This window comes from Novosphingobium sp. FSW06-99 (genome assembly GCF_001519065.1).
Classification (GTDB): Bacteria; Pseudomonadota; Alphaproteobacteria; order Sphingomonadales; family Sphingomonadaceae; genus Novosphingobium.
This window is the reverse complement of record NZ_KQ954260.1, coordinates 103,284-123,514: the sequence shown is the minus strand read 5'-3', so window position 1 is coordinate 123,514 and position 20,231 is coordinate 103,284. Positions and strand designations below refer to the sequence as shown.

At 65.1% G+C, this 20,231-nt stretch carries 16 protein-coding genes; 6 read left to right on the top strand and 10 right to left on the bottom strand.

Annotated features, from left to right (window positions below; all coding sequences use genetic code 11):
- Positions 1-61 precede the first annotated feature (61 nt).
- The gene (locus AQZ49_RS16540) at positions 62-1,099 is read left to right on the top strand and encodes an aldo/keto reductase (protein ID WP_067618098.1); all 1,038 of its coding nucleotides are present in this window, start codon (positions 62-64) and stop codon (positions 1,097-1,099) included.
- 20 nt (positions 1,100-1,119) lie between these two features.
- Here AQZ49_RS16540 and AQZ49_RS16535 read toward each other — a convergent pair whose 3' ends face one another.
- Positions 1,120-2,217 (bottom strand): HPP family protein, encoded by a 1,098-nt coding sequence (locus AQZ49_RS16535; protein ID WP_231739280.1) that lies wholly within the window; start codon positions 2,215-2,217, stop codon positions 1,120-1,122.
- A 251-nt stretch (positions 2,218-2,468) separates the two neighbouring features.
- On the opposite strand from AQZ49_RS16535, the gene AQZ49_RS16525 reads away from it, so the two are divergent.
- Positions 2,469-3,422, top strand: coding sequence for an ion channel (locus tag AQZ49_RS16525; protein WP_067618080.1), 954 nt, complete (start codon positions 2,469-2,471; stop codon positions 3,420-3,422).
- Here the strand turns inward: AQZ49_RS16525 and AQZ49_RS22620 are convergent.
- The 6 genes from AQZ49_RS22620 to poxB all read right to left on the bottom strand — a co-directional run bounded on the left by AQZ49_RS22620 (position 3,389) and on the right by poxB (position 9,811).
- Positions 3,389-3,799, bottom strand: a complete 411-nt coding sequence (locus AQZ49_RS22620; protein ID WP_197411094.1) for a response regulator transcription factor — start codon at positions 3,797-3,799, stop codon at positions 3,389-3,391. The genes AQZ49_RS16525 and AQZ49_RS22620 overlap by 34 nt on opposite strands.
- A gap of 163 nt (positions 3,800-3,962) precedes the next feature.
- Positions 3,963-4,484, bottom strand: coding sequence for a Dps family protein (locus AQZ49_RS16515; protein WP_067618071.1), 522 nt, complete (start codon positions 4,482-4,484; stop codon positions 3,963-3,965).
- A gap of 136 nt (positions 4,485-4,620) precedes the next feature.
- Positions 4,621-5,517: a polysaccharide deacetylase family protein gene (locus AQZ49_RS16510; RefSeq protein ID WP_067618403.1), complete on the bottom strand. Its 897-nt coding sequence runs from the start codon at positions 5,515-5,517 to the stop codon at positions 4,621-4,623.
- Positions 5,518-5,654: 137 nt separating this feature from the next.
- Positions 5,655-6,638 (bottom strand): cytochrome d ubiquinol oxidase subunit II, encoded by a 984-nt coding sequence (gene cydB, locus AQZ49_RS16505; protein WP_067618400.1) that lies wholly within the window; start codon positions 6,636-6,638, stop codon positions 5,655-5,657.
- A gap of 2 nt (positions 6,639-6,640) precedes the next feature.
- On the bottom strand, positions 6,641-8,032 hold the full coding sequence (locus AQZ49_RS16500; protein ID WP_067618068.1) for a cytochrome ubiquinol oxidase subunit I: 1,392 nt from the start codon (positions 8,030-8,032) through the stop codon (positions 6,641-6,643).
- A gap of 42 nt (positions 8,033-8,074) precedes the next feature.
- Positions 8,075-9,811: a ubiquinone-dependent pyruvate dehydrogenase gene (poxB, locus tag AQZ49_RS16495; RefSeq protein WP_067618067.1), complete on the bottom strand. Its 1,737-nt coding sequence runs from the start codon at positions 9,809-9,811 to the stop codon at positions 8,075-8,077.
- A 269-nt stretch (positions 9,812-10,080) separates the two neighbouring features.
- Here poxB and AQZ49_RS21925 point away from each other — a divergent pair, with 269 nt between their 5' ends.
- From AQZ49_RS21925 to AQZ49_RS16475, 4 genes are read left to right on the top strand one after another with little or no spacing between them, the layout of a single operon-like run.
- Positions 10,081-12,057, top strand: coding sequence for a ferritin-like domain-containing protein (locus AQZ49_RS21925; RefSeq protein ID WP_197411093.1), 1,977 nt, complete (start codon positions 10,081-10,083; stop codon positions 12,055-12,057).
- A 40-nt stretch (positions 12,058-12,097) separates the two neighbouring features.
- Positions 12,098-13,204: an HlyD family secretion protein gene (locus AQZ49_RS16485; protein WP_197411092.1), complete on the top strand. Its 1,107-nt coding sequence runs from the start codon at positions 12,098-12,100 to the stop codon at positions 13,202-13,204.
- Positions 13,201-14,787, top strand: a complete 1,587-nt coding sequence (locus AQZ49_RS16480; RefSeq protein ID WP_067618064.1) for an MFS transporter — start codon at positions 13,201-13,203, stop codon at positions 14,785-14,787. The genes AQZ49_RS16485 and AQZ49_RS16480 overlap by 4 nt, the downstream gene beginning before the upstream one ends.
- Positions 14,784-16,172 (top strand): efflux transporter outer membrane subunit, encoded by a 1,389-nt coding sequence (locus AQZ49_RS16475; protein ID WP_067618062.1) that lies wholly within the window; start codon positions 14,784-14,786, stop codon positions 16,170-16,172. The genes AQZ49_RS16480 and AQZ49_RS16475 overlap by 4 nt, the downstream gene beginning before the upstream one ends.
- Here the strand turns inward: AQZ49_RS16475 and AQZ49_RS16470 are convergent.
- Genes AQZ49_RS16470 through AQZ49_RS16460 form a run of 3 tightly spaced genes read right to left on the bottom strand, consistent with a single transcriptional unit; the run spans position 16,150 to position 20,182 of the window.
- Positions 16,150-18,432, bottom strand: coding sequence for a xanthine dehydrogenase family protein molybdopterin-binding subunit (locus tag AQZ49_RS16470; RefSeq protein ID WP_067618055.1), 2,283 nt, complete (start codon positions 18,430-18,432; stop codon positions 16,150-16,152). The genes AQZ49_RS16475 and AQZ49_RS16470 overlap by 23 nt on opposite strands.
- Positions 18,429-18,905 (bottom strand): (2Fe-2S)-binding protein, encoded by a 477-nt coding sequence (locus AQZ49_RS16465; protein ID WP_067618052.1) that lies wholly within the window; start codon positions 18,903-18,905, stop codon positions 18,429-18,431. The genes AQZ49_RS16470 and AQZ49_RS16465 overlap by 4 nt, the downstream gene beginning before the upstream one ends.
- Complete coding sequence (locus AQZ49_RS16460) at positions 18,902-20,182, bottom strand: cytochrome c (RefSeq protein ID WP_067618049.1); 1,281 nt, start codon at positions 20,180-20,182, stop codon at positions 18,902-18,904. The genes AQZ49_RS16465 and AQZ49_RS16460 overlap by 4 nt, the downstream gene beginning before the upstream one ends.
- Between the last annotated feature and the right edge of the window lie 49 nt (positions 20,183-20,231).

The following is a 20,231-nucleotide window of genomic DNA, read 5'->3' as shown; positions in this document are numbered from 1 at the left end:
GCGCGCGGCGGCCGGTTCCTGCCATCCATCCCGTTTCAACATTTCTTTCAGGAGATCCTTCATGCGTACATCCGCAAACGCCATTGCAACCCTGCCCGTGCGGCCGTTCGGACGCACCGACATGGCGATCACCGCAGTGGGATTTGGCGCCTGGGCCATTGGCGGCGCCGATTGGGCGGTGGGCTGGGGTGAACAGGATGACCGGCAATCGGTCGCCGCGATCCGCCATGCCATCGATCGCGGGATCAACTGGATCGATACCGCCGCAATCTACGGGCTGGGTCATTCCGAAGAGATCGTGGCGCAAGCGCTGCGGTCGGTCCCGCTCGACGACCGGCCCTATGTGTTCACCAAATGCGGGCTGATCTGGAACGAGGCCGATCGCCTTGCCTCGCCCAGACAAGTGGGCGCGCGCGACAGCATCCGTCGCGAAGTGGAAGCATCGCTCAAACGGCTGCAGATCGAGCGGATCGACCTCTATCAGATGCATTGGCCGGCCGAAGACGGCGCCCCGATCGAGGAATATTGGCAGGCCCTGCTCGATTTGAAACAAGAGGGAAAAGTGCGCGCGGTGGGATTGTCCAATCACAACCGTGCCCAACTCGATGCGGCCGAACGGATTGGCCATGTCGATACGTTCCAGCCGCCGTTCTCGGCCATCCGGCGTGATGCAGCCGCCGAACTGCTGCCCTGGTGTGCCGAGCATGAAACAGGGGTGATCGTTTACAGCCCGATGCAGGCAGGTCTGCTGTCCGGTCGCTTTACCGCAGAGCGTGCGGCGGCGCTGCCCAAGGATGACTGGCGTTCGCGCAATGCAAACTATCAGGGCCCGGCGCTCGACCGCAACCTCAGGCTTGCGGCGGCATTCCAACCGGTTGCCGAACGGCACGGCACGACGGTGGCCGCTGCGGCGGTTGCATGGACCCTGGCCTGGCCTGGGGTGACCGGCGCAATCGTCGGGGCGCGAACGGCGTCGCAAGTGGATGGCTGGCTCGATGCCGCGACGCTCCGCCTGACCAGCGAGGATATGGCCGAGATTGCGCGGGCGATTGATGACAGCGGTGCGGGCAGCGGCCCCGCGCAACCGGCGCGCGGCTGACGCGTGTTACCCTGATGGAATCAGTTGGCGTTGCCATTTGCCGCGATCTGTTCGGCAATATGGCCACGCCACAACGCGGCCAGCAGGTCGGTCTGGGTAATCAGGCCGAGCAGCTTGCCCGTTGGGTCGACCACCAGCGCCTCTTGATAGAGCCCGCCGGACAGGATCGGCAGCAGTTCATCAATCGGCGTGGCCGGTGGCGCAATACAGGGCGATCTATCCATCGCCCGCGCGACCGGGCCATCCCCGACCGATATCACCGCATCCATCCGCAGCAGCCCTTCGAGATGACCGTCGCGCGCGGTTACCGGCAGCGCACGCACGCGTTGTGCCGCGAACATCTGTCGGGCGTGATCGAGGCTATCGTCAGGCGCAACATGGGGAATGTCGCTGCGCATGATCTGTTCGCAGCGGATGATCCCATGCAAGCGGCGATAGGCGCGCGTTTCAACTTGCCTGAACAGCGTGTCGAGATCTTCGCTGTCGACATCGAGCAGTTCATCATATTGGGACAGCACGGATTCGATGTCGGCGATGGTATAGCCGGCCCTGGCCGGATCGGACGCACCATGGCGGGATGCGCGATGCGGATAATTGCCCCGCATCGCCGCGTTATAGGCGATGCCCAGGGCCACCAGCAGCGCGCTGTCCACCGCAACCGGCAGCAGCGCAAACGACCAGCCCGCCGAAACCACCGCCGGTCCGCCGATCGCGCACGTCAGCGCACAGGCCCCGCCCGGGGGATGCAGGCAACGCGCCAGGCTCATCATCGCGATGGCCGTCGCCACACCCAGACCGGCGGCATAGGCCGGATCGCCCAGCATCTTCATCCAGAAAATGCCCGACAGTGCCGAAATCGTGTTGCCGCCGACTATCGCCCACGGTTGTGCCAGCGGACTGGCAGGCACGGCGAACAACAGCACGGCCGATGCGCCGATCGGCGCGATCAGCAGCGGCAGACCGGTCGCGTTGCCCAGCCACAGATGCATCAGACCACCGGTGGCAAATATCCCGAAGGCACCGCCCAGAAACGCCGGAACCATGCGACCGCCGCTCGTGCGCGGCTGAACACCAAGCCAATGCCCCAGCCTGGCGATGGATTGCGCAACGCGGGTCATGCCGACGCACCCGCGCCAAAGGCCCCTATGGCCTGATCGATCGTGGGCGTCGGTCGCTGCGCGCAATCGGTGTGGCGGGTCAGGTGCATGGCGCGCGAATAGGACAAACCCCGCGCCTGCGCGAGCGTTGCGCCGCCGATCCGATCGAGTTTTGCACAATTTGATTCATTATAGATGCATCTTTTGTTGATCGCGTCGGGCCGGTGCCGATCCGCTTGCGCACCCAAAAGCGATCGGGCAGACCGGTACGCATGTCTGCCATGCCCCCGCCGTCCGCTGCCGCAACACCCGATGAATCGCTTGCCCCGGCGATCGGCGAAGACATGATCGGCCCGTCGCTGATCCGACAGGCGGTGCATGAAGGCGATCCGAAAGTGCGCGGTGTCGGGATGGACCGGCGGCTGGCGATCGACATCTACTATCGCCTGATGCGGATGACGTGGCTGCGGCTGGGCGGGCTGTTTGTCGGTGTGTTTCTGACCTTCAACCTGGTCTTTGCCGGACTGTACAAACTGGACCCCACAGGCCTGGCCAACAGCGGCCAGGCCGCCGACGCCAATCTGTTCTGGCGCGATTTCTTCTTCAGCGTGCACACCGTTGCGACCATCGGCTATGGCAACACTTATCCGGTGTCGCTGTGGGCAAATATCGTGGTGATCGCCGAGATCACGCTTGGCATCGTCTTTTTCGCGCTGACCACCGGGATCGCCTTTGCACGGTTTTCGCGACCGACCGCCCGCATCCTGTTCAGTCGCCGCATGATTGTCCGCATGGTGGACGGCGTGCCGACCCTGATGTTGCGCGCGGCAAATCAGCGCCACAACATGATCTATTCGGCCGAGGCGCGGATGTCACTGATGGTCGATGGGGAAGTTGGCGGTGTGTGGATGCGCCGGTTTGTCGATCTGCCGCTGACGCGCGAAAAAAGTCCGATGTTCGCGCTGACCTGGACGATCATGCATCCGATCGATGACAACAGTCCGCTGCGCCACTGGCTGGCCGATCCCGAAGCGCCGCGCAACGACGAAATCATCGCGTTCCTGTCAGGCGTCGATGAAATCTCGGGCCAGACCATCCATGGCCGTTGGGCCTATTGCGCCGCCGACATCAATTGGGGATACCGCTTTGCCGACATCATCAGCAATGCGCCCGATGGCTTGCGCACGATCGATTACAGCCGCTTCCACGAGGTTCTGCCGGGATGATGGGCCGCGCTGCGCTGTGACAGCAACCGCTCGACCGTATCCAACAGCATGTCGGGGTTGGGCGGTTTGACTACAAAGTCTGCCATCCCCAGTTCGCCGGCGCGCGCGCGCGCGGCCTCGGTTGGAAAGGCGGTCATCAGCAGGACCGGCACCTGGCACCCGCGTTCCAGCAACGCGGATTTCAGCGACAGCCCGTCCATGCCCGGCATGTGCAGATCGGTGATCAGGAAATCCATCAGATCGAGATCGGGCCAGCCCAGCAGCGCTTCGGCAGTTCGGAACGGCACGATCGTCAACCCGGCCGAGCGGAAGAAACTGCCCAGACTGGCCAGCACTTCGTCATCGTCATCGACCACACCGATGATGCTGTTGGCCACCACAGGGCTTACTCCGTTTGCGGCCGCGTGCCGCCATCTGGCCCATGCGCCAGAATGTGGGTGGGGACACGGTATATCAAGGTATGTGTTCCACACAAAAAACCGCAGATCGTGTGGCGCGCGCCTGACCGGCGCGCGCCCCGCACAATGACCGACCGGCGGGTCAGATCGATCCGCGCACGCGGGTGATTTCAAAAAGGAACCAGCCGCGCTGTTCGCTTTCGTCGATCCACACCTCAAGCAGGCTGGTCGTCGCGACATCGCCGTGTTCTTCGCACAATTCATGCACCCGGCGCATTTCGGCCACCAGTTGCACGGTGTCGCTCTGCAACTCTGCCAGCATATCCTGCGGTTCGACATAGTCGGCATTGTTGTCGAGCAGGCGCTGACGCCGCGCGACGTCGGAAACCGAACGGATGGTCGTACCGCCAACCTTGCGCGTGCGTTCCGCGATCGGGTCGGTCATCGCCAGCAACTGGGCGGCCTGGCCGTCGAGCAGCAGGTGATAGTCCTGAAAATGCGGGCCGCTGATATGCCAGTGAAAGTTCTTGGTCTTGAAATAGAGCGCAAAGACATCGGCCAGCAACGCGCCGAGCCCGGCGCTGATGTCGCGTGAGGCGTCTTCGCCCAGATCGGTGGGGGTACGCAGATAACGGGCCTGGTTGGGATGCGGGGTATGTGACATGGCTGGTTCCTTGGTGTTGACGGGTGACGATGTGAACCCGGAAGGGCAATTCCCATGTATGGCTTCGTCGCATGCGCGGGCAATCACACACAAGTTTGGGGCGGGAGGTATGACTGCAAGTCAGTGCAGCCTGGTATTAGGCCGAAGCAGGAAGGCCTGTCTGCATGGGGCTTGTACGCACGACCAACGGGGTAACCTCGCTTGTATCGAGCGCATATCGCGCGATCGCGTCCTTGCGCGCGAACCACACCCCGGGCTTTGACTTGGCATACGTCAGAAATCGGTCGAGCACGCGGACCCGGCCGGCATGGCCGGAAATCCGGTCGTGCAGGCTGACCACCATCATGCGTCGCCGACTGGCGCCTTCTTCATAAAGCTGGTCGAACTCGTCCTTCAATGCCTGTTCATAGGCCGCCGGGTTCCAGTCCTGAAACGGAAAGGAGACGATATCGTTGAGATGGAAGGTGTACGGCACCGTCACGAAATCGCCGCCCCGCAACCGGTTGATGAAGGGTTCGTCGCGGCTGGGTTCGTCGATGTGGTAGGTGAACCCCAGTTCCTGCAGAATATCGAGCGTGTGCTGGCTGTTGCGCATCCAATAGGCATTCCAGCCGCGCGGCACTTCACCGGTGGCACGCACGATGCTTTCGACGCTGTCAAAGATGAACCGCCGTTCGACATCCCGGTCGAGCGCATAGCTGTTTTCCCAGGTGCGCCCGTGCGCTGCCGCCTCGTGCCCGCGCCGGACAATTTCTGCGGCCAGGTGCGGGGCCTTGTCGACCGCCTGGCCGATCATGAATGAGCTGAGTTTGACACCGTGCTTGTCAAACAGGTCGAGAATGCGCGGAATGCCTTCTTCGACGCCATACTGGAAAAACGCATTGGTCGGCAGATCGGGCAAGCCGCCCCCGATCGGTTCGGGGATGACCCCGCCCGCACCCGAGATCGGCTGTCCGCCCGCCTCGAACATCAACGAAAAACTGACTGCAAGCCGCGCGCCATGCGGCCAGAATTCCGGGTCGGCATGAGCCATGATGACATTCTCCTGGTGAAAGCGCCCCGAAATCCGGGCGGGCATTCGGCAATCGTGCCGAACGATGTGCGATTGCGCCCGTGTAGACACCGTCCTGATCCGGGAATATTATATCAACGTATAAGGCTGATATTATATCACAAATCGTCGGCTCTCGGCGAATTTCGGCCGAATACAAAATAGATGATCACCGTAAAGATCAATGTCGCCGGCATGAATACCAGCCCGATTCCCCAGAACATGAACCAGAGCGACGCATCCGGCGCGATGGCTTGTGCGATCGTTACCGACCAGGGAATGATGAAGGGCAGGAACGACAGCGCGAGCGTTCCGAAGGCCGCCACGAAAATCAACGCAGCCGGTGCAAACAGGCGATTGGCCTGCCTGCGCTGCACCGCCCGCGCCAGAACCGCGAAGGCGACCACCCCGACCAGCGGAAAGACATAGAGCACCGGCCGATCGGTCCATCGCTGCATCACCGCCAGATCGAGCGACAGCGCATCCACAAACACGCAGGCAAGAAACACCAGCAAGGCGATGATCAGCCCCGGCAACAACCGGAACGCCAGCGCGCGCACGTCGCTGGCGCCCTTGCCCGCGATCCAGCAGCAGCCGATCATCGCATAGCCGATGCACAGCCCCACCCCGCACAGCACCGAAAACGGCGACAACCAGCCGAATGCACCACCAACATAGACACCATGCGCGATCGGCAAACCCTTGACCAGCGCGCCGACCGCGGCACCTTGCACAAAGGCGGCAACCCACGATCCGCCGATGAAACCGGCATCCCAGATCCACCGCACAGACCCGGCCCGCTCGCGAAATTCGAACGCCATGCCGCGCAGGATCAGACCCCCCAGCATAGCGATCAGGGGCACATAGAACGCCGCCAGCAACAACGCGAAGACCATCGGAAACGCACCGAACAGGATCGTCGCCGCGCAGATCAGCCAGGTTTCGTTGCCGTCCCAGACGGGCTGGATCGACGCCAGCATCTGGCGCCTCCCGCGCTCGTCGGGGGCAAGGGCAAACAGCATGCCCACCCCCAGGTCAAAGCCGTCGAGCAGGACATAGAGCAAGATGGACAGCGCCAGCGCGCCCGACCAGAACAGCATCATCGTCATTCTCCCGCCGCAAGGGGATGGCCGGTGTGATTGATCTGCGTAATCGACGGCAGGCGTTCGCAATCGGCCCCGTCCCCCGTCGGACCCCCTCGCAGCAGGCGGTAGATGCAATAGACGCCAAACCCGAAGATGAGGCTGTAGATCGCCGCAAAGACCGCCAGGCTGAGCCCCACTTGCGACCGCGTCAGAACCGGCGTCACCGCCTGCGACGTGCGCAGCAGACCATAGATCGCCCAGGGCTGGCGCCCGACTTCGGCAGTGAACCACCCCGTCAGCGTGGCGATAAAGCCAAGCGGAAAGGACAGGAACGTGGCCCACAGGAACAGGCGGGCATGATCAAGGCGCTGACCAAAGCTGAGCACCGTCCCGAGCCAGGCAATCGCCAGCATGGCGACACCGCATCCAACCATGATGCGAAAGGCAAAAAACGGGATGACCATCGGCGGGCGCAGTGCAGGCGCAAAACTCTTGATCCCGATTTCCTTCGACGTCAGGCTCATCGATCCGACAAGACTGCCCAGATAGGGTACCGCAATCGCAACGTGATTGGTCTCGTGCGCCGGATCGGGCCATGCGATCAGGATTTCGGCAGCGGGTTGTTCATCCTCCCAGCGCCCCTCGATCGCGGCGAATTTGGCCGGTTGCCGATCATGGACAAAATCGCCGACCAGATGACCGAACAGCAATTGGGCCGGGACCAGTATCGCGGCAAGCCGCAGCGCCATGATCAGCATGACTTTGCCCTCTGCCACTGCCACGCCGCGCAGCATGTACCAGGCCCCGGTTGCCGCGATGCAGAAGGCCGAGGTGACAAAGGCCGCCAGCACCATGTGTGGAAAACGCACCCACACTGCCGCATTGAAGATGATCGCGGCCCAATCGGTCGGCACGAACACGCCATCCGGACGCATCGCAAACCCGGTCGGGGCCTGCATCCAGGTGTTGTTGACCATGATCCAGAACGCCGACAGGCTGGTGCCCGCAGACACCAGCACGCACGCAATGAAATAGCTCCAGCGCGGGATCCGGTCGCGACCGAACATCACCACCCCGAAAAACGCCGCCTCGAGCGCAAATGCGCTGAAGCTTTCATAGGCCAGCAAGGGCCCCTGGATCGGCCCTGACCGCCGCGACAATTCACCCCAGTTTGTACCGAACTGAAACGCCATGACGATCCCCGACACGACGCCGAGCCCGAATGCGATCGCAAAGATCTTCTGCCAGAAATCGAACAGGCGCCGATAGATTGGCCGCCCGGTAACCAGCGTGCAGCCTTCGAGAAACGCCAGCCAGGCGGCAAGGCCGATGGTGAAGGCGGGAAAGATGATGTGAAACGAAATCGTGAACGCAAACTGGATGCGTGACAGCAGCAACGGCGTCATGTCCATGGTGGCCTCCGGTGGGGCGAATGCAAATAACGGCGCGGCAGGTCAGCGGGGCAGGAGGTTGTGCTTGACCAGATCGACCACGGCGTCGCCCTGCCCGCTCATCACCGCGCGCAGCAGCCACAGGCTGAAGCCTTTGACTTGTTCGGCAGTGATGGTGGGCGGCATCGACAGTTCCTGTTTGGCGGTCACCACATCGAGTACGGCCGGGCCGTCGTGGGCCAGCACGCGGCGGATCGCGTCATCCAGATCACCGGGGTCTTCAACCCGCAGCGCGAACAGGCCCATGGCTTGCGCCATTGCCGCAAAATCGGGATTTTCCAGATCGGTCCCGATATCGACAAACCCGGCGGCCTTCATTTCCAGCGCCACGAAGCCGAGCACGCCGTTGTTGAAGATGACCACTTTGACCGGCAGCTTCATCTGCCTGAGCGTGATCAGATCCCCCATCAACATCGCAAATCCGCCGTCGCCAGACAGGGAAATGATCTGCCGTCCCGGCTGCGCCGCCTGTGCCCCGATCGCATGCGGCAAGGCGTTGGCCATCGACCCGTGGACCAGTGATCCGATCAGCCTGCGGCGTCCGTTCATCTTGAGATAGCGTGCCGCCCAGATCGTTGGCGTGCCGACATCAAACGTGAACACGGCATCGTGATCGGCATGTTCGCTGATCAGCCGGGCCAGGTATTGGGGATGGACGGGCCGCCGTCCCGGCGTACCGCGCGCCAGATCATCAAGATCCGCGCGGCTTTTGCGATATCGCGCGACACTGCCATCAAGGTGCGCCGTGTCCGTCTTGCGCTCCAGCCTGGGCAGCAGCGCGGCAAGGGTCTGCCCGACATCGCCCACCAACCCTAGATCGAGCCGACATCTGCGACCAAGATTTTCTGCGCGGATATCGACCTGGGCAATTCGCGCACCGGTGGGAAGAAACTGCTTGTAGGGGAAATCGGTGCCCAGCATCAGCAAAACGTCACAGGCCTGCATCGCCTCATAGCCCGAGGCAAAGCCGATGAACCCGGTCATCCCCACATCAAACGGGTTGTCATATTCGACATAGTCCTTGCCGCCGAGTGCATGGACGATCGGGCTCTGCAAGGTCGCCGCAAGGTCCATCAGCGATCGATGCGCGCCCGCGCAGCCCCGGCCACAGAACAGCGTGATGCGCGATCCCGCGTTGAGCATCTGCGCCAGCGCATCGAGCCGGTCGTCGGTCGGCACGGCCACCGGTGCGGCAGGCAGCAGGCCCGCAACCGGCGAAACCCCGCGCGCGGGCGCGGGCATCAGCGCCACATCGCCGGGGATGACCAACACCGCCACGCCGCGCCGACCGACCGCGGCGCGGATGGCATTTTCCAGAACATAGGGCATCTGGTGCGGGTCCGACACGAGCTCGCAATAGACGCTGCATTCGCGGAACAGGTTCTGGGGATGGGTTTCCTGGAAATACCCGCCGCCGATCTCGGCCGAGGGGATCTGTGCCGCAATCGCCAGCACCGGCGTGCGGGTGCGATGGGCATCGTACAGACCGTTGATCAGATGCAAATTGCCAGGGCCGCACGACCCGGCACAGACCGCCAGCTTGCCGGTGATCTGTGCTTCACCCGATGCGGCAAAGGCGGCAACTTCTTCGTGGCGCACATGGATCCAGTCGATCGTGCCCCTGACCCGCAGGGCCTCGGTCAAACCGTTCAGGCTGTCGCCGACGACGCCGTAGATGCGTTCGACGCCCGCCATCTCCAGCGTTTCGACCACCATATCCGCGATGCAAGATTTGGCCATAGACTTTCTCCAGCCACACAGGTTCGAACATCGCCATGATCAAGCCATTCGTATCTTCCCGCAATACATATCAACGTATGCGTCATATTTTTGGAGTTTTTGACGAAAGTATTCAGAAATTGGACAATCCTGATCAGATATGAATTTGAACATTTCCGACCTGCGCGATAAGTCATGGCCTGAATAAGAGGTATTTATTGCAAATTATGGATATCGTGCCGGCAACATTGCCGTGCCGTGCCGGATTTGCAGCAAAGCAAGGACCGCACATGACCATCCCGGCCCATTTCACCCCGATCCACACCCGTGAAGAGATGCTGGATCTGCTCGCCGAGGCTGCGGAGATCGAACACAACCTGATGTGCTGCTATCTCTATGCCGCGTTCAGCCTGAAGCAGGGTGACGACGAAGGCCTGACCGCGCCCGAACTGGCGGCGACGCGGCGCTGGCGGCGCGAAATCATCGCGGTTTCGGTCGAGGAAATGGCGCACCTGACGATGGCCGCCAATCTGATGGTGGCGATCGGCGGCGCACCGCATCTGGGGCGGCAGAATTTTCCGATCGCGCCCGGCTATCACCCCGCCGGGATCGTGGTGAAACTGGCGCCGTTCAGCCCCGAAACCTTGCAGCATTTCATCTATCTGGAACGCCCCGAAGGTGATGCGGAACCCGACGGCGACGGCTTCGATCCGCCGGTTCTCTATGAGCGGCACCAGGTGCCGGGGCGGATCATGCCCAATGCACAGGACTATGACACGGTCGGCCAACTCTATGCCGCGATTGCCGACGGGCTGATACGGCTGGCCGCGCAGATGGGCGAGGACAAGCTGTTCATCGGCGATCCCACGCAGCAGATCAGGCCCGAAATTTCACGCCTGCCCGGCATTTTCGCGGTCAAATGCCTTGAGACCGCGCTGGCGGCGATCGATGCCATCGTGATCCAGGGTGAAGGCTCTGCGCAAGCGGGCGAAGCATCCCACTTCGCGCGGTTTCTTGCGGTGCGCACAGAATACCGTGCCTTGCTTGCCGCCAATCCCGATTTTGCCCCGGCACGCCCGGCCGCGCACAATCCGCTGATGCGCAAGCGGGTTGCCGATGCCCAACGCACATTCATTTCGGCTTCGCCCGCGGCCGAAATGCTCGATGTCGTCAATGCCGCGTACAACCACATGCTGCGCCTGCTCAAACAGGTGTTCGTCGAGACGCGCGGGGCCGATGCGCAGCGTGTGTTTGCCCAGGCGTCGACCGATCTGATGATTGCGATCACCCCGATCGCCAGTTCGCTCACCACCTTTCCCGCGCAGGCGTCGGACCCGTCGTGCACCGCAGGCATGAGCTTTGCCACCTTGCGCGCGGTGGCGCCCCTGCCGGTTGGCGCGGCCACCGATGCGGTGCTGATCGAGCGATTGCAGGAAATCGCCGAGGCGAGCACGGCGCTGGTGGCAACCGTCCCTGCGCTCTCGGCGACACCGGGCAAGATCAGGCAGATTGCAGGCGACATGCGCGAAGGCCTGGCGGCCCTGCCCCAGGCCGGCGCGGTGATTGCGCCCGTTCCGTCGCCCGGCGATGCCGCCGCGCCCGCGACAACCCCGTTCGAGCCCCGGTTCGATCATGGTGTCGAACATGCCGAGGGGCGTGCGCTGACGCTCCATTTCGACGCGCGCCGCTGCATCCATGCGCGCCATTGCGTGCTGGGCCTGCCCGGCGTGTTCAAGGCCAATGTCAAAGGCGCCTGGATCGATCCCGATGCCGCATCGACCGAGGATCTGGTGACTGTCGCCCATATGTGCCCCTCGGGTGCGATCGGCTATACGCGCAAGGACGGGGGCGCCAACGAGGCTCTGCCGCCGATCAATCTGGCCCAGTTGCGCGAAGACGGACCGCTGGGCCTGCGCGGCGATCTGCGGCTGCACGGGGATGCCATCGGCACGCGCGCCACGTTGTGCCGGTGCGGTGCATCGAAGCGCAAACCGTTTTGCGACAGCAGCCATCGCGACATCGCCTTCAAGGCCAGTGGCGAGCCGGAAACCCGCGCTTCGGAGCCCCTGCAAGTGCGCAATGGCACCGTCGACGTGCGCCCAGAACCCAACGGCCCCCTGTCGATCCGGGGCAATCTGGAAATCTGCGCCGGCACCGGTCGCACGATCGATCGCGTGACGTCGGTGCGGCTGTGCCGCTGCGGGCATTCCGCCAACAAGCCGTTTTGCGACAACACGCATGAAGCAATAGGCTTTGTCGCCGACTGATCACGCCGCGATGATCGACCCGACGCCGAGAGGAAGCACCATGGCCGACGATGCCGTTGCGGCACACGATGATCCGGCGCAGGAACCTGCCGCCGCCACGCCGGCACGATTGCTAGCCGCGCGCGCGCTCGGCATCGGCGCCGCGTTGGCGGCCGCGCTGGTGGCGTACACGGCAATCGTGCACTGGAACGAATGGGTCGGTTCCGCGCGCTATCAGCACACCGACGACGCCTATCTCGAAGCTGATCTGACCCCGATCGGCGCGCGCGTCGCCGGCTATGTGCAGGCGATCCCGGCGCAGGACTTCGCGCATGTCAAGGCGGGCGACCTGCTGGTCCAGATCGACCGGTCGGACTATCAGGCGACGCTTGACCAGGCGCGCGCGAACGAAGGGGTGGCACAGGCCGCCAGGACCAACCTGGTCGCGCAGGCCGATCTGCAGGCCGCCAATATCAAGGCCGCACAAGCAACGGTTTCCGCCGCGCAAGCCGTGGCCGAGCGCGCAGGCAAGGCCGCGCGCCGCCAGCGCGTGCTGCTGACCGGCGGGGCAGGTTCGCAAGATTCGCTCGAAGCGGCCGAGGCCGCCGATCTGGCCGCGCGGGCGGATGTCTTGCGCACAAACGCAACCGTCGTCGCCGCGACGCGCCAACTGGCCGTGCTTGGCGCGCAATTGCATCAGGCCGACGCGGCGCTGCACGCGGCAGCGGCGGCCACCCATCTGGCGCAGATCAACCTCGATCGCACCCGCATCGTCGCCCCCCAAGCCGGAGTGCTGGGCCAGCGGATGGTCCGGCGCGGACAATATCTGGCGGTCGGCGGGCAAGTCACCAGCCTGACCCCCCTGCCCCATGTCTGGGTGATTGCCAATTTCAAGGAAACCCAGTTGACCCATATGCGCGTCGGCCAGCCGGCGACGCTGACGGTCGATGCCTTTCCGGGACGTCTGCTCAAAGGCCATGTGCTCGCCTTTGCGCCTGCATCGGGCAGCCAGTTCGCCTTGCTGCCGCCCGACAATGCCACCGGCAATTTCACCAAAGTGGTGCAGCGACTGGCCGTCAAGATCGTGCTTGACGACACCGACGGGCTGACCGACCAGCTTCGCGCCGGGCTGTCGGTCGTGGCCGATGTCGACACGGGGCGGCGATGATCGCGACCGTACCGCCTGGCGCATCGTCGCGCACACGTCCCTTGCTGGCCGTGCTCGCGGTGCTGTTCGGGGCGTTCATCTCGACCGTCAATGGCCGCCTGTCGGTGTTCGGCCTGGCCGACATTCGCGGCGCCATTCATGCCGGATTTGACGAAGGCGCATGGATCGTCACCGCGCAAACGGCGGGCCAGATGCTGATCACGCCGATCGCGGTATGGGCGGGCGGGGTCTATGGCCCGCGCCGGGTGCTGGTCTGGGCCGCCGCACTGTTTGCCTGTGCCGAGACCGCGCTGCCGTTTTCATCCAGCCTCGATCAGGTGCTGGCGTGCCAGTTCATCGCCGGGCTCGCCTCGGGCGCGTTCATTCCGTTGACTCTGCCGGTAGTGCTGCAATCGACGCCGCCCCGGGTGTGGGCCTATGGCGTGGCGGTCTATGCGCTGAACCTCGAACTGTCGCTGAACATCTCGGCCTCGCTGGAGGCCTGGTATATCGACCATATCGGCTGGCAGATGATTTTCTGGCAGAACGTGCCGCTCGCGCTGGCAATGATCGTCTGCCTGGTCAAAGCCCTGCCATACCGGCCGATGCCCGCCAAGGTACGCCTGCCGGATCTGTTTGGTGCGGTGATGATGAGCCTGGGCCTGGCGCTGATCTATGCCGCGCTCGATCAGGGCAACCGGCTCGACTGGCTGTCTTCGGGAACAATCATCGGTCTGCTGATGGCCGGGGGCATCCTGGTCGCCGCGTCGCTGCTGCATTTGCGTATCCTGCCGAGCGATTGGTTCCATCTGCGCCAGGGACTGGTCTGGCCCTTGCCGATGCTGCTCGTGCTCGTGCTGGTGTTGCGCCTGACGATCCTGTCTACCGCGTTCCTGATCCCGCAGTTTCTGGTGCTGGTGCGGGGCTATCGCACCTTTGAAGTGGGCCAGGCGATGGTGTGGATCGCCGTCCCGCAAATGATCACCGCGCCGCTGGCTGCGCTGATGCTGCGCCGTTTCGATTCGCGGCTGGTGGCCGGGCTCGGGCTCGGGCTGATTGCAGTGGCATGTCTGATCGTCACCACGACAATGACCGTTGAATGGGGTCCGCGCCAATTCCTGGTGACGCAGTTGATCCAGGCGCTGGGGCAATCACTCGCATTGAGCGGGATCGTGTTCACTTCGGTGTTGCACATGCGCCCCGACATTCAACTGACCTTTGGCGGGATGATCCAGACGGCCCGACTGATGGGGGGCCAGATCGGCCTGGCCCTGACCGAGACCGTGCTGCGAACCCACGAACAATACGCCTCAAACCTGATCGGGCAGCATGTCGTTGCCGGATCGGCGGCGACTGTCGCCCGATTGCAGACCACCATCGGTGCAGTCGATGCGGCCTCTCCGGCGGGCAGCGCCACGGCGCGTGCAGCAGCGCTGCTGGGTCTGGCGGTGCGCAATGCGGCCAATCTGCAGGCGATCATCGACTGTTTTGCGATGATCGGGCTGGTCGCCGCCGCCGCGCTGATCATTCTGCTGGTGCTGGGCCGGGCCCCGCCGGGACCGGCGCGCCATGTCCCGGTGCTGTCGCCGGGGAGGCACACATGATCCGCCAGACCGTCCCCCTGCTGGCGGCGCTGCTGTGCGGGTGCACGCTGGGCCCGGACTATGCCCCGCCGCATCCCGGCGCGCCGCTGGCCTATGTTCCCGCAACTGTCGCCATCGCCGCGCCGGTGCGCAGCGCCTGGTGGCAGCTCTATCATGATCCGGCGTTGAACCGGCTGGTCGATGACGCGGTCGCGGCAAACACCGATCTGCGCGTTGCAGAGGCCAATTTCGATGCCGCGCGCGCCGCCTTGCGCCAAACGCAGGCCGCCCGTCTGCCGACGACCGAGACGATTGCCGGCGGCACCTATGGCCGCAACACCACCACCACCCAGATTGCCGACGCGGCCGGACGCGAAGCCAGCACCACCTGGCTCTACGAGGCAGGGTTCGACATGGCCTATGAAGTCGATCTGTTTGGCCGGGTCAGACGATCGATCGAGGCCAGCCGCGCCGATGCCGGGGCGGCGGGCGCCGCGCGCGACGCCGTGCGCATTGCCATCGTGGCCGAAACCGTGCGCGCCTATGTCGATGCCTGCGCGCTGGGCAACCAGATCGCGGTCGCGCGCACGGCGCTGGCGATCGCCGAACGCCAGCACGCCATCGTCCGTCGCCAGGCCGCCGCCGGGGGTGCCAGCGCGTTCGACATCGCCCGCCAGAAAGAGATCGTGGCGCGGACCGGCGCCACCCTGCCCACGCTCGAAGGCGACCGGCGCGCCGCGCTGTTCGCGCTGGCGGCGCTGCTGGGCCGAACCCCCGACCGGATCCCGCACGAAGCAGAACGGTGCAGCACCGTACCCGCCATGACCGATCCGGTGGCGGTGGGCGACGGCGCCGGTCTGCTCGCGCGCCGCCCCGATGTGCGCGAGGCGGAACGCAAGCTGGCCGCCGCCAGCGCGCGCATCGGCGTTGCCAAGGCCGACTTGTTGCCGCGCGTCACGCTGGTCGGATCGGTCGTCGCGATCGCGCCCGAGGTGTCCGCATTGCCCGATCATGGCTCGACCAGTTTTGGCCTGGGCCCGCTGATCAGTTGGTCGTTTCCCAATATCGCCGCCGTGCAGGCGCACATTCGCTATGCCCGCGCGCAGGATCAGGCCGCCGTCGCGCATTATGACGGCGTGGTGCTGGACGCGCTGAAGGAGGTCGAACAGGCGCTGGCGCGTTATGCCTCGGCGGTCGATCACGAACGCGAACTGGTGGTTGCCGAACATCAGGCGCGGATCGCCTTTGATCTGGCCGGAACGCGCGAAGCGTCGGGCGCGATCAGCCAGCTTGACCTCTCGCAGGCCGAACAGGCCTTGATCGAGGCGCAACTGGCCGTCGCCGTGGCCGATACCGCGCGATCGGATCAGTTGATCGCCGTGTTCAAGGCGCTGGGTTCGGAATAGCCCCGGGACCGAGCGCCGCCAGCACCGCTGCGGGGGTCAGCGGCATATCGCGCAACCGCACGCCGGTCGCATCGGCCAGTGCGTTGGCCAGCGCGGCCGAGGCCGGGGCCTGCGCAGTTTCGCCCGCGCCCAGAAACGGTTGGCCCGGACGATCCATCACATGCACGTCGATCACGCCGGGAATGTCGCGAAAGCGCAGGATCGGATAAGTCCCCCAATCGAAACTGGTGCGCCGCGAGGTGTCGAATGTCACCGCCTCACGCGTGGCCCAACTCAACGACTGGATGATCCCGCCTTCGACCTGGTTGGCAATGCCGTCGGGCGAGGCGGGCTGCCCGGCATCGACGGCGGCATTGACCCGGTGCACGGTGATCGCGCCGGTTTCGCGGTCTACCTCGATTTCCATCGCCAGCGCGCAATAGGCGCCGATGTTCTTGTAGCGGGCAAACGCCATGCCGCAGCCGCGCCGCCCGTCGCCGCGCGGTCGCTGGGCCCAGTCGAACCGCCGCGCGGCCTCGGACATCACCGCCCGCGCCCGCGTATCCTCCATATGCGCCAGCCGGAACGCCAGCGGATCGACCCGCGCTGCCAGCGCCAGTTCGTCGAGCATGCTTTCCATCGAAAATATGTTGAGATGCGCGCCCAGCGAACGCAGCGCCGATACCCGCAACGGCATGTCCGGCACGAAGTGATAGCGCACATCCATGTTGGGAAAGACATAGAGCGGGTTGGCGTTGCGATCGCCATCGCCTTCGGGCATCGGAATCGGCGCCGGTGTCTGCGGCGCAAAGCCCGGCACGATTTCCTGCGCCACGGCATAGCCGCCCGCCTTGACCGGGCGATTGTTGTGCGAATTGCTCCACACTTCAAACGTCCACTGCGCGATCTTGCCATCGGGCCCGATCGAGGCCTCGACTTCGGTCACCATGCCGCAACCGCACGGTTCCCAGCCGAATTCCTGTTCGCGCATCCATTGCAGCCGGATCGGCTGCCCCGGCAGGGCCATCGCGATGATCCCGGCCTCTGCGGTCACGTCGTCGGCCCCGTTCTGGCCGTAGCACCCTGCCGAAGGGCTGTGGATGCAACGCACCTTTTCGGGGGGCAGGCCAACCAGTTCGGCCACCGCGCGATGCATGTCGAACACGCCCTGGCTATGCGACCACAGCGTCAACCCGCCATCTTTGGCAAGGGCCACCGCGCACGACGGGCCGATCGAGCCGTGGCTGTACCAGGGCCGGCTGTAACTGGCGCGGATCGTCTGGCTGCGTGGTCGGTCGCCGTCGCGCGTGGCCTCGACGATGATTTCGCGGGCGGCCAGTTTCTGCAACCGGTGCGGGCCGTCTTCGACCGGCAGCGGCGGCGCGGTGCGCACATAGTCACTTTGCTGCGCAACACGCATCGCCGCGATCGCCTGCCATTCCTTGCGCGCCACCACCGCCATGAAGGCACCGTTGCGGATCACCGCGACAACGCCGGGCATCGCGCGGGCCGCCGCCAGTTGCGGCGCGACCAGGTGCGTGCCGAAACTGGGCCCGCGCACCACTCGCGCATGCAGCATGCCCGGCAGGCGCATGTCCTGCACATAGGCCGCGCCCCCGGTCACTTTGGCAGGGATATCGACACGCGGCAGATTGCGGCCCATCGTGCGATAGCTGCGCGGATCGCGGCGCGGCGCATGGGCCACCGCCTCGACATGCAGCGACAGCCGCGCGGCCAGATCGCCATAGCCCAGGCGGCGGCCGTCGGGCGCAGTGACATGGCCCTCGCCGCTGGTCGTCAGCAGGCCCGGATCGAGGTGCCAGTGTTCTGCCGCCGCGCGCGTCAGCAACAGGCGCACGTTGGCACCGGCATTGGCCAGCGCGGTGCCCCCGTCCATCATCGAATGGCTGCCCGCGGTCAGCCCTTCATCGGGGGTGCGCGCGGTGTCGGCGGTGATGAAGGTGATCGCGGCGGGCGGCAGATCGAGCTCTTCGGCGATGACCTGCAACAATGCGGTGCTGATCCCCTGCCCCAGTTCGGCCTTGCCCGAAAAGACCGTCGCCTGACCATCGGGCGCGATACGGATCCAGGCATCGAGTTCGGGATTGGTCTTCAGGCTGCCCGGCAGGTCGGGCCGCACCAGTTTGGGCGGCGCGCTGCCCTCGCCGCCCCCGGCCAGTTGCGCCAGGCCAGGTGCGGACAGGCTGAATGCCACCAGCAGACCGCCCCCGGCCAGAAGCTGTCTCCGGTTCACCGTGGTTGCTTGATCGACGCGGCTCATCGGCCTGCTCCTGCGGTGGGCGCATCGGCGACGCGGTGGATCGCGCGCAGGATGCGCATATGGGTGCCGCACCGGCACAAGTTGGTCTGCATATGCGCGCGGATTTGCGCATCGTCAGGGTGGGGATTGGCATCGAGCAGCGCCTGTGCACGCATGATCATGCCCGCGATGCAATAGCCGCACTGGGCTGCCTGTTCGTCGCAGAACGCCTGCTGCAACGCGCTCATGCGGTCGATCGTGCCCAGCCCTTCGACCGTGCGCACGGACCGGTCACCCACGGCCGCCAGCGGCGTCACGCAGGAGAACACCGCCTTGCCGTCAAGCTGTACCGTGCAGGCGCCGCACTGGCCCAGCCCGCAGCCATATTTGGCGCCGTTGAGCCCCAGATCGTCGCGCAGCACATAGAGCAGCGGCGTGTCAGGTGTGGCATCGACGGTGTGTGTCGTGCCGTTCACGGTCAGGGTGGTGGTCATGGCTGTGCGCTCTCCTTGCGGGCGGCGCGCACACGCTGCGCCAGCCCGGTCCAGGCGGGAAGGTTGGTGTACCGCGCGCGCACATAGGCCAACACCTCGGCCACTTGGGCGTCAGTAAGGCTGTCGGCAAACGGCGGCATCTTTGGCCCGCGTCCGGCGACCGGCGGCTCGATCCCGCGCAGCACGGCCTGGCTGGCGCTGGTCGGATCGGGGTCGGTCAGACTGCTGGCGAGCCCCAGTTGCGGACGGCCTTGCGCCAGCATCGGCGCGCCCGACCCGTGGCATCCCGCGCAGGCCCCGGCGAACAGCACCGCCCCGGCAGGCGCGACCGCCGCCGCGCGCGCGGGCGCATCGATCGGGCGGGGCGTTCCGTCCCCGGTCTCATGGCCCGCCATGCGCGCGGCGATATAAGTCGCGATGGCGCGAACATCGGCGTCAGGCACCGTCGACAGGCTTTCGGTCACCGGCCCCATCGGCCCGGCGGCGGCGCTGTGATCGGGCGAGATCCCGGTCCGCAAATAAGTATAGAGCGCGTCGGGCGTCCAGCGCCGTGCCGCCGGATTGGCGGCATCGAGCGCGGGTGCGTGCCACCCTTCGGCCAGTCCCCCGGCATAGGCATGCCAGCCTTCCTCGCCCCCCGCCAGGTTGCGCGGGGTATGGCACCCGCCGCAATGGCCCAGCCCTTCGACCAGATATGCGCCGCGATTCCATTGCGCCGACCGCGCGGGGTCGACCGGGACCGGCCCGTGATGCAGGAACAGCAGTTTCCACCCCGCCAGCAGGGGCCGGAAACCCAGCGGCGGGATCAACCGATTGGCGGGCGCGGCCTGATGGACCGGCGCACGCGTCATCAGATAGGCATAAAGCGCGTCGAGATCGGCATCGGCAACATGCGTAAAATGCTCGTAGGGCAGCGCCGGATAGAGATGCGACCCGTCACGGGCGACGCCATCCTTCATGGCGCGACGAAACGCCGCCGCCGACCACTGCCCGATGCCGGTCTCGGGATCGGGAGTCAGATTGTCCGAATAGAGCGTTCCGAACGGCGTCGCCAGCGGTCGCGCGCCCGCCAGCGGACGTCCGCCATCGGCCGTGTGGCACACCGCGCAATCACCCAGCTTTGCCAGGACCGCACCGCGCGCGACCACTTGCGCTGGAAATGACGCCGGCTCAGGTGGCGCGATCGGCGCAATCGCCGGGCGCCAGGTCGATGCCAGCGCACCCCCGGCGGCCAGGACGGCGATGATCGCCGCAAGGCGAACCGAACGCTTTTGCATCAGTCCTGATACTGTGCCGCCAAACGCCCGCATCGCGTTCTCACTCCTG